Source organism: Variovorax sp. 20P10.2.4, from assembly GCF_058244205.1.
This window is the reverse complement of record NZ_JBZAYE010000272.1, coordinates 1-9364: the sequence shown is the minus strand read 5'-3', so window position 1 is coordinate 9364 and position 9364 is coordinate 1. Positions and strand designations below refer to the sequence as shown.

Below are 9364 nucleotides of genomic sequence, written 5' to 3'. Positions count from 1 at the left end.
GCAGGTAGCGCTGGTAGTCGTCGAGGTCGCCGTCGAAGTCGCCGACCACGCCGCGGCCCACGAGCCAGAACTCGTCGCAGACCGAGCGCAGCAGCGCGCGGTCGTGGCTCACGAGCATCAGCGTGCCCTCGAATTCGTTGAGCGCCACCGCCAGGGCCTCGCGCGTGGCGAGGTCCAGGTGGTTGGTGGGCTCGTCGAGCAGCAGCAGGTTGGGCCGCTGCCAGACCATCATCGCGAGCACCAGCCGCGCCTTCTCGCCGCCGCTCATGGTGCCCACGGGCTGCTTCACCATGTCGCCGCTGAAGTTGAAGCTGCCGAGGTAGCCGCGCAGCGCCTGTTCGCCGGTGGCTTCCTTCACGCTGCTGCCGAGTTCGCGCGCCATGCGCACCATGTGCTCGAGCGGGTTGCTCTCGGGATGCAGCACGTCGAGTTCCTGCTGCGCGAAGTAGCCGATGTTCAGGCCCTTGCCCTCGGTGACCTGGCCGGCCAGCGCGCCCATCTCGCGCGCGATGGTCTTCACCAGCGTCGACTTGCCCTGGCCGTTGGCGCCCAGGATGCCGATGCGCTGGCCCGCGAGCACCGAGCGGTTGACGCCGCGCAGGATGGTCTTCGGTTCCTCGTTCTCGCCATCCTCCAGATTCTTGTAGCCGAAGCTCGCATTGCTGATCGACAGCATCGGGTTCGGGATGTTGCCCGGCTCCTTGAACTCGAAGCTGAAGTCGGCCTCGGCCAGCAGCGGCGCCACGCGCTCCATGCGCTCGAGCGCCTTCACGCGGCTCTGGGCCTGCTTGGCCTTGCTGGCCTTGGCCTTGAAGCGGTCGATGAACTTCTGCAGGTGGGCGATCTTGTCCTGCTGCTTGGTGAAAGCCTGCTGCTGCTGCTCCATCTGCAGCGCGCGCATGTCCTCGAACTTGCTGTAGTTGCCGCCGTAGCGCGTGAGCTGGGCGTTGGCGATGTGCAGGGTCACGTCGGTCACGGCGTCGAGGAACTCGCGGTCGTGGCTGATGACGATCATGGTGCCCGCGTAGCGCTGCAGCCAGGCTTCGAGCCAGACCAGGGCGTCGAGGTCCAGGTGGTTGGTGGGTTCGTCGAGCAGCAGCAGGTCGCTCGGGCACATGAGCGCGCGCGCGAGCTGCAGCCGCATGCGCCAGCCGCCCGAGAAGCTGTTGACCGGCGCGTCGAGCTCGTGCGCCTTGAAGCCCAGGCCCAGGATCAGCGCCTGCGCGCGCGGCACGGCGTCGTGCTCGCCGGCATCGGCCAGGTCGGTGTAGGCATGCGCGAGCGCCATGCCCGCGTCGGCGTCGTCGGGATCGGCCTCGTGCGCGGTCTCGGCCAGCGCGAGCGCCTCGCGCAACTCGACCAGGCGGGTGTCGCCGCCGACCACGAAGTCGGTGGCCGACTCCTCGGTCTCGGGCATGTTCTGCGCGACCTGCGCCATGCGCCATTGCTTGGGCACGGAGAAATCGCCGCCGTCCTCGTGCAGGGTGCCGTTGAGCAGCGCGAACAGGGTGGACTTGCCCGCGCCGTTGCGGCCCACCAGGCCGACCTTCTCGCCGGGGTTGAGGGTGACGGTGGCGCCGTCGAGCAGGACCTTGGCGCTGCGGCGAAGAATGACGTTCTTGAGAGTGATCATGAGAGAGGAACCGTGGGGGCGATTATCCCGCCCGGCCCTTGCGTCTTGGCGACAAGGGACAAAGGCGCGGAAAACCAGCCCGAAAACCGGGATTCGCAGCCGATGGCCGCGAGAAGAAGGTGGAAGGGGTTGCGGTCGAGCGCAGCTAACGCACGCCGGCGCCGGCCCTCATGGCGGCGTGAGCGCCGCCAGCGCGGCACGGGTGGCGAGCAGCACCTGGTCGTCGCCGGCCGAGGTTTCGAGCCACACCACCTCGAGCTGCGGAAACGCCGCCTCGAAGTGCTCGCGCTCGTTGCCGATCTCCAGCACCAGCACCGCGTGCTCGCTCATGCGCGCGGGCGCGTCGGCGAACAGCCGGCGCACGAAATCCATGCCGTCGGTGCCACCGGCCAGCGCCAGCTCGGGCTCGGCGCGGTATTCGGCGGGCAGGGCGGCCATGCTCCGGCTGTTGACGTAGGGCGGGTTGCACAGCACCAGGTCGTAGGGGCCGGGCGTGGCCGCGAGGCCGTCGGATTCGATCAGCGTCACGCGCGCATCGAGCGCGTGGCGCGTCACGTTGATCGCGGCCACCTCGAGCGCAGCCACCGACAGGTCGGCCGCGTCCACCGTCACCTCGGGATAGGTCAGCGCCGCGAGCACCGCGAGGCTGCCGTTGCCGGTGCACAGGTCGAGCACGCGCTGCGTGTGCTCGCCGAGCCAGTAGTCGATGGAGCCGTCGGCGATCAGCTCGGCGATGAAGCTGCGCGGCACGATGGCGCGCTCGTCGACGTAGAAGGACACGCCCTGCAGCCAGGCTTCCTTCGTGAGGTAGGCGGCGGGCTTGCGGCTCGCGATGCGCTCGGCGACCAGCGCCTCGACCTTGGCCGCGTCGGCCGGTGCCACCGGCGTGTCGGCCACGGCGTCGAGCTCGTCGAGCGGCAGCTTCAGGCGCCACAGCACCAGCCAGGCCGCTTCGTCGAAGGCGTTGGCCGTGCCATGGCCGAAGGCCACGCCGGCCTGTTCCAGTTGCTCGGCGCCGGCTTCGATCAGCGCGATGACGGTCTTCATGCCGCGAGCGCAGCGTCGAGCTGCTTCAGGGTGCGCAGGTAGATGTTCTTCAGCGTCTCGATCTCGGCCACCTCGATGTGCTCGTCGATCTTGTGGATGCTGGCATTCACCGGCCCGAGCTCGACCACCTGCGGGCAGACCTTGGCGATGAAGCGCGCGTCGCTGGTGCCGCCGCTGGTCGACAGCTCGGTCTCGATGCCGGTCTCGTCGCGGATCGCACCCTGCACGGCCGCGACCAGTTCGCCCGGCGTGGTCAGGAAGGGCAGGCCGCCAACGGTCCAGGCCAGGGTGCAGTCGACGCCATGCGCGTCGAGCACGGCCTGCACGCGCTGCTGCAGCGCCTGCGGCGTGGACTCGGTCGAGAAGCGGAAGTTGAAGTCGATCACCGCGCTGCCCGGGATCACATTGCTCGCGCCGGTGCCCGCGTGGAAGTTGCTGATCTGCCAGCTCGTCGGCTGGAACCAGGCATTGCCGGCGTCCCAGCCGCCGGCCGCGTTGATCGCGACCAGCTCGGCCAGCGCGGGCGCCACCGCATGCACCGGGTTCTTCGCGAGGTACGGGTAGGCGATGTGGCCCTGCACGCCCTTGACCGTGAGCTTGCCGCTCATGGTGCCGCGGCGGCCGTTCTTGATCATGTCGCCGCAGCGCTCGACGGCCGTGGGCTCGCCGACGATGCAGTAGTCGAGTTTCTCGCCGCGCGCGGCCAGCGCGTTGCACACGACCACGGTGCCGTCGACGCCCGGGCCTTCCTCGTCGCTGGTGAGCAGCAGCGCCAGCGTCAGGCGCGGATCGGGCACGGCCTGCAGGAACTCCTCGATCGAGACCACGAAGGCGGCCACCGAGGTCTTCATGTCGCAGGCGCCGCGGCCATAGAGCTTGCCGTCGCGGTGCGTGGGCGTGAACGGGTGGCTGGTCCACTGCTCGACGGGGCCGGTGGGCACCACGTCGGTGTGGCCCGCGAACACCAGCGTCTTCGTGGCGGCCGAGGCGTCGGCCGGGCGGCGCACCGCCCACAGGTTGGTGACCCGGAAGTCCGCCGGACCGCTCTCGATGGTCTCGAGCGCGAAGCCCAGCCGCGCGAGCCGCTCGCCCAGGATCTGTTGGCAGCCCGCGTCGTCGGGGGTGACGGAAGGGCGCGAGATCAGTTGTTCGGCGAGCTGGAGCGTGCGGGACATCGGGGGGGCGGTTCTCAGAATTTCACGTCGAGCGTGATGTCGGTGAAGGTGGGCTCGTCGAGCTGGTCGGTCAGGTGCCGCTCGTCGGCCTGGGGCTTGGGCGCCTGGCGGTTCTGCAGGCGCCACATGAGGTTGGTGGGCGAATCGGCATGCGCCAGCCCTTCCTCGCGGGTGATGCGCTTCTCGATCACGAGGCGCGCGATGTCTTCCTCGAAGGTCTGCGAGCCTTCGGCCATGGATTTCTCCATCGCTTCCTTGACGCCAGAGAAGTCGCCTTTCTCGATCAGCTCGGCCACCAGCGCGGTGTTGAGCATGACCTCGAGCGCCGGCACGCGCGCGCCCTGGGGCGTGCGCAGCAGCCGCTGCGAGACGACGGCGCGCAGCGCCGAGCCCAGGTCGCCCAGCAGCGTGGGGCGCACCTCGACCGGGAAGAAGCTCAGCACGCGGTTGAGCGCGCGGTAGCTGTTGTTGGCATGCAGCGTGGCCACGCACAGGTGGCCCGACTGCGCATAGGCGATGGCCGCGGTCATGGTCTCGCGGTCGCGGATCTCGCCGATCTGGATCACGTCGGGCGCCTGGCGCAGCGCGTTCTTCAGCGCCGTCTGCAGCGACTGCGTGTCGCTGCCCACCTCGCGCTGGTTCACCAGCGAGCGCTTGTTGGTGTAGGTGAACTCGATCGGTTCCTCGACCGTGAGGATGTGGCCGCTGGCGTGCTCGTTGCGGTAGTCGAGCATCGAGGCCAGCGTGGTGGTCTTGCCGGCGCCGGTGGCGCCCACCATCAGGATCAGCCCGCGCTTCTCCATGATGAGGGTCTTCAGGATGTCGGGCAGGTTGAGCTCGTCGAAGCCCGGGATGACCGAGGCGATGTGCCGCACCACCACCGCGTAGGTGCCGCGCTGGCGCATCGCGCTGATGCGGAAGTTGCCCGCGCCCTCGATGCCCACCGCCATGTTGAGCTCGCCGTTGGCCTCGAGCTCCTGGATGCGCGCGGGCGGCACCACCTCGGCCAGCAGCGCGAGCGGTGCGGCCGGCGGCAGCACCTGCGCATTGATCGGCACGCAGACGCCGTTGATGCGGATCTGCACCGGGGAGTGCGCCGACAGGTAGATGTCGGAGGCCTTGCGCTCGGCCATCAGCCGAAGAATCCGCTCCATCATGTTCATCGTCGCTCTCCTTCTCCTCGGTCGTTCGGCGGTGCCGTCGTGGCACTCTTGGTGGGACAGGAAAAAGGCGGCCCCCTTCGGCCGCCGTTCGATCAGTCGCGCAGCAGGTCGTTGAGGCTGGTCTTCGAGCGCGTCTGCGCGTCGACCGTCTTCACGATGATCGCGGCGTAGGTGCTGTAGTCCTGGCCGGTCTTGGTCTTCTTGGGCAGGTTGCCGCTGATCACCACGCTGCCGCTGGGCACGCGGCCGTACGAGATCTCGCCGGTGTCGCGGTTGAAGATCGGGGTGCTCTGGCCGATGTAGACGCCCATGCCGAGCACCGAGTTCTCTTCCACGATCACGCCTTCGACCACTTCGGAGCGCGCGCCGATGAAGCAGTTGTCCTCGATGATGGTCGGGTTGGCCTGCAGCGGCTCGAGCACGCCGCCCAGGCCCACGCCGCCCGACAGGTGCACGTTGGCGCCGACCTGCGCGCACGAGCCCACGGTGGCCCAGGTGTCGACCATCGAGCCTTCGCCCACGTAGGCGCCGATGTTCACGTACGAGGGCATCAGGATCGCGCCCTTGGCGATGAAGCTGCCGCGGCGGGCCACGGCCGGCGGCACGATGCGCACGCCCGAGTCCTTGAGCTCGCTGGCCGACAGGTGCGAGAACTTGGTCGGCACCTTGTCGTAGAAGCCGAGCGAACCGGCCTGGATCTGCTCGTTGTCCTTGAGGCGGAACGACAGCAGCACGGCCTTCTTGATCCACTGGTGCACCGTCCACTGGCCCACGCCCTGGCGCGTGGCCACGCGCAGCTTGCCGTTGTTGAGTTCGGTGATCACGTGCTCGACGGCATCGCGCACCTCGGCCGAAGCGGCGGTGGCGGAGATGTTGGCGCGGTCTTCCCACGCGGCGTCGATGATTTGTTGCAGTTGCTGGGTCATGAGGACTCTCGGATGAAGAAGCGAAAAATCGGGGGCGGGGAGAGGCAGGATCAGCGGCCGCCCTGCACGAAGCGCACGATGCGCTCGGCCGCCTCGACGCACTCGGCGGTCTCGGCCACCAGCGCCATGCGGATGCGGCCCTTGCCCGGGTTGACGGGGGCGCCGCCCTGCGGGCCGTGCGTGTCGCGTGCCAGATAGCTCCCCGGCAAAACCGTGACATTGTATTGAGCGTGGAGGGCGCGGGCGAAGCCTTCGTCGTCGCCGGCCCACACTTCGGGCACGCCGGCCCAGAGGTAGAAGCTGGCGTCGGGCAGGCGCACGTCGAGCACCGGTTCGAGCAGCGGCGTGACGGCCGCGAACTTGGCACGGTACATCGCGCGGTTGTGCACCACGTGTTCCTCGTCGCCCCAGGCGGCGATGCTGGCCGCGGCCACGATGCCGCTCATGGCGCTGCCGTGGTAGGTGCGGTAGAGCAGGAATTTCTTGAGGATGTCCGCATCGCCCGCGACGAAGCCGCTGCGCAGGCCCGGCACGTTGCTGCGCTTGGACAGCGAGGTCAGCGCGACCAGGTTCTTGAAGTCGCCGCGGCCGAGCCTGGCGGCCGCTTCCAGCCCGCCGAGCGGCGGCTCGTCGCGGAAGTAGATCTCGCTGTAGCACTCGTCGGAGGCGATCACGAAGCCATGGCGCTCCGACAGCTCGAACAGCTTGCGCCATTCGGCGAGAGGCATCACGGCGCCGGTCGGGTTGCCGGGCGAGCAGACGAACACCAGCTGGGTGCGCTGCCAGATCGCCTCGGGCACGCTGTCCCAGTCGACGGCGAAGTTGCGCGCCGGCACGCTGGGCGCGTAGTAGGGCTCGGCGCCCGAGAGGAAGGCCGCGCCCTCGTAGATTTGATAGAACGGGTTGGGCGAGATCACGACCGGCGGATGGTCGCGGTCGCTGGGGTCGATCACGGTCTGGGCCAGCGAGAACAGCGCCTCGCGCGAGCCGTTGACCGGCAGCACCTGGGTGGCGGGATCGAGTGCGAGGCCGTAGCGCTTTCGCAGCCAGTCGGTGAAGGAGGTGCGCAGCTTCAGGTCGCCGGCGGTGGCGGGGTAGGCGGCCAATGCCCCGAGGCCTGCGCTCAGGGCCTGCTTGATGAATTCGGGTGTCGCGTGCTTGGGTTCGCCGATGCCGAGGCTGATGGGCTTCAGGTCGGGGTTCGGCGTGACGCCGGCGAACAGCTGCTTCAGCCGTTCGAAAGGATAGGGCTGGAGCCTGGAAAGCAGGGGATTCATGGGGCGCGATTATCGGCGACACGGGCCGCCGCTGCCCCGGCCGGGCCCGGCGTTCAGGGCGTGGCGCGGCGGTAGAAGGCCAGCGAGCCGGCCAGCGCCAGCAGCATCGCGCCGCAGGTGCGGTCGATCCAGCGCGCGGCGCGCGCGGTCAGCAGCTGCATCGCCTTGGCGCCGACGAAGGCGTAGACCAGCATCACGGCCATGTCGAGGCCCGCGAACAGCACCGCGATGATCGCGTACTGCATGCCCTGCGACGCGGCGGGATCGATGAACTGCGGCAGCAGCGCCGAGCAGAACAGGTAGCCCTTGGGATTGGTCACGGCCACCAGGAAGGACTTGAAGAAGACCTGGCGACCGCCGCCCGGCGCGGCGGCCGCGCCCTCGACGGGCCGCTCGAAGCTGCCGCCCTTCGAGCGCAGCATGCGGATGCCGAGCCAGGCGAGGTAGGCCGCGCCCACCCACTTGAGCATCGAGAACCAGAATTCCGAGGCCGCGAGCAGCGCGCCCAGGCCCAGCGCCACCGCGCCCACCAGCACGAAGTCCGACAGCATCGCGCCGAACATGCCCGGCAGCGCGCCGCGCACGCCGCGGCGCGACCCGTTGCTCAGCGCCAGCAGCACGGTGGGGCCGGGCGTGGCGATGGCGGCCAGGGCCACGATGCAGAACAGCAGGGCGGTGGTGAGCGTCATGGTTTCTCGCGGGCGGAATCGATGGAAGGGTTCAGATCTTCTTCACCAGCACCTGGCTCTTGCGGTCCCAGTTGTACTTGCGCTTGCGCGCCTCGGGCAGCCAGTCGGGGTTGACCTGCTGGAAGCCGCGCTTGAGGAACCAGTGCATGGTGCGGGTGGTGAGCACGAACAGGCTCTCGATGCCCATGGCCTTGGCGCGGTGCTCGATGTGCTTGAGGATGCGTTCGCCATCGCCCTGGGCCTGCGACTGCGGCGAGACGGTGAGCGCGGCCATCTCGGCGGTCTTGGCCTCGGGATAGGGATAGAGCGCCGCGCAGCCGAAGATCACGCCGTCGTGCTCGACCACCGTGTACTGGTGGATGTCGCGCTCGATCTCGGTGCGGTCGCGCTTGACCAGCGTGCCGTCGCGCTCGAAAGGCTCGATCAGCTGCAGGATGCCGCCGATGTCGTCCACCGAGGCCTCGCGCAGGCTCTCGAGCTTCTCGTCGATCACCATGGTGCCCACGCCGTCGTGCACGTAGATCTCGAGCAGCAGCGAGCCGTCGAGCGCGAACGGCAGGATGTGGTTGCGCTCCACGCCGGCCTTGCAGGCCTTCACGCAGTGCTGCAGGTAGAAGGCGGTGTCGGTCGGTTTCTGCGCCGGCGGCAGCGCGGCCAGCAGCTTCTCGGCGGCGTCCAGCGGCAGCTCGGTGTCGATCGGGTTGTCCTCGCTCTCGGGCAGCTCGCTGTGGATGCGGATGCCCGGGGTCTCGGTCAGGAAGATCAGCTTGTCGGCCTGGATCGAGATCGCCACGCTGGTCGCGACTTCCTCCATCGTGAGGTTGAAGGCCTCGCCGGTGGGCGAGAAGCCGAACGGCGACATCAGCACCATCGCGCCGAAGTCGAGCGTGCGACGGATGCCGGCCGAGTCGACCTTGCGCACCAGCCCCGAATGCTTGAAGTCCACGCCGTCGACCACGCCCACGGGGCGCGCGGTGATGAAGTTGCCCGAGATCACGCGCACCGTCGAACCCGCCATCGGCGTGTTCGGCAGGCCCTGGCTGAACGCGGCCTCGATCTCGTAGCGCAGCTGGCCCGCGGCTTCCTGGGCCGAATCGAGCGCCACCGCGTCGGTGATGCGGATGCCGTGCGAGTACTTCGCCTCATGGCCCTTGGCGGCGAGCTGCTCGTTGACCTGCGGGCGGAAGCCGTGCACCAGCACGATCTTCACGCCCATGCTCTGGATCAGGGCCAGGTCCTGCGCGATGCTCTGGAGCTTGCCGGCCGCGATCGCCTCGCCCGCGAGCCCGACCACGAAGGTCTTGCCACGGTGGGTGTGGATGTAGGGCGCGACGGAGCGGAACCAGGGCACGAAGGTGAAATTGAAGACGGTCGACATGGGGCGTGATTGTGCATTCTTGGGCGCGTTTTGGTGCAGCGCATCAGGCCAGGGCGCGCAGCAGCCGCGCGGCACC

Annotated in this window: 8 protein-coding genes; all 8 read right to left on the bottom strand. The window is 68.9% G+C overall.

What is annotated here, in order from left to right; genetic code table 11:
- Positions 1-1633 (bottom strand): ABC-F family ATP-binding cassette domain-containing protein (locus AC27VN_RS22995; protein ID WP_490878014.1); only part of this gene is annotated, 1633 nt, incomplete at its 3' end.
- Positions 1634-1801: 168 nt separating this feature from the next.
- Positions 1802-2680, bottom strand: coding sequence for a 50S ribosomal protein L3 N(5)-glutamine methyltransferase (gene prmB, locus AC27VN_RS22990; protein ID WP_490878013.1), 879 nt, complete (start codon positions 2678-2680; stop codon positions 1802-1804).
- On the bottom strand, positions 2677-3855 hold the full coding sequence (gene dapE / locus AC27VN_RS22985; RefSeq protein ID WP_490878012.1) for a succinyl-diaminopimelate desuccinylase: 1179 nt from the start codon (positions 3853-3855) through the stop codon (positions 2677-2679). The genes prmB and dapE overlap by 4 nt, the downstream gene beginning before the upstream one ends.
- A 14-nt stretch (positions 3856-3869) precedes the next feature.
- Positions 3870-5018: a PilT/PilU family type 4a pilus ATPase gene (locus AC27VN_RS22980; RefSeq protein ID WP_490878011.1), complete on the bottom strand. Its 1149-nt coding sequence runs from the start codon at positions 5016-5018 to the stop codon at positions 3870-3872.
- Positions 5019-5110: 92 nt separating this feature from the next.
- The gene (dapD, locus tag AC27VN_RS22975) at positions 5111-5944 is read right to left on the bottom strand and encodes a 2,3,4,5-tetrahydropyridine-2,6-dicarboxylate N-succinyltransferase (RefSeq protein ID WP_208507891.1); all 834 of its coding nucleotides are present in this window, start codon (positions 5942-5944) and stop codon (positions 5111-5113) included.
- Positions 5945-5994: 50 nt separating this feature from the next.
- Positions 5995-7221, bottom strand: coding sequence for a succinyldiaminopimelate transaminase (gene dapC / locus AC27VN_RS22970; RefSeq protein WP_490878010.1), 1227 nt, complete (start codon positions 7219-7221; stop codon positions 5995-5997).
- A 53-nt stretch (positions 7222-7274) separates the two neighbouring features.
- Positions 7275-7910: a LysE family translocator gene (locus tag AC27VN_RS22965; protein WP_490878009.1), complete on the bottom strand. Its 636-nt coding sequence runs from the start codon at positions 7908-7910 to the stop codon at positions 7275-7277.
- A gap of 31 nt (positions 7911-7941) precedes the next feature.
- A complete protein-coding gene (gene argA, locus AC27VN_RS22960) occupies positions 7942-9288 on the bottom strand; it encodes an amino-acid N-acetyltransferase (RefSeq protein ID WP_093341712.1) in 1347 nt (448 codons plus the stop codon).
- Between the last annotated feature and the right edge of the window lie 76 nt (positions 9289-9364).

Bases quoted from the DNA above. Each gene is read 5' to 3' on its own strand.
- prmB (WP_490878013.1), bottom strand. From the start codon at position 2,680: ATGAAGACCGTCATCGCGCTGATCGAAGCCGGCGCCGAGCAACTGGAA.
- dapE (WP_490878012.1), bottom strand. From the start codon at position 3,855: ATGTCCCGCACGCTCCAGCTCGCCGAACAACTGATCTCGCGCCCTTCC.
- AC27VN_RS22980 (WP_490878011.1), bottom strand. From the start codon at position 5,018: ATGAACATGATGGAGCGGATTCTTCGGCTGATGGCCGAGCGCAAGGCC.
- dapD (WP_208507891.1), bottom strand. From the start codon at position 5,944: ATGACCCAGCAACTGCAACAAATCATCGACGCCGCGTGGGAAGACCGC.
- dapC (WP_490878010.1), bottom strand. From the start codon at position 7,221: ATGAATCCCCTGCTTTCCAGGCTCCAGCCCTATCCTTTCGAACGGCTG.
- AC27VN_RS22965 (WP_490878009.1), bottom strand. From the start codon at position 7,910: ATGACGCTCACCACCGCCCTGCTGTTCTGCATCGTGGCCCTGGCCGCC.
- argA (WP_093341712.1), bottom strand. From the start codon at position 9,288: ATGTCGACCGTCTTCAATTTCACCTTCGTGCCCTGGTTCCGCTCCGTC.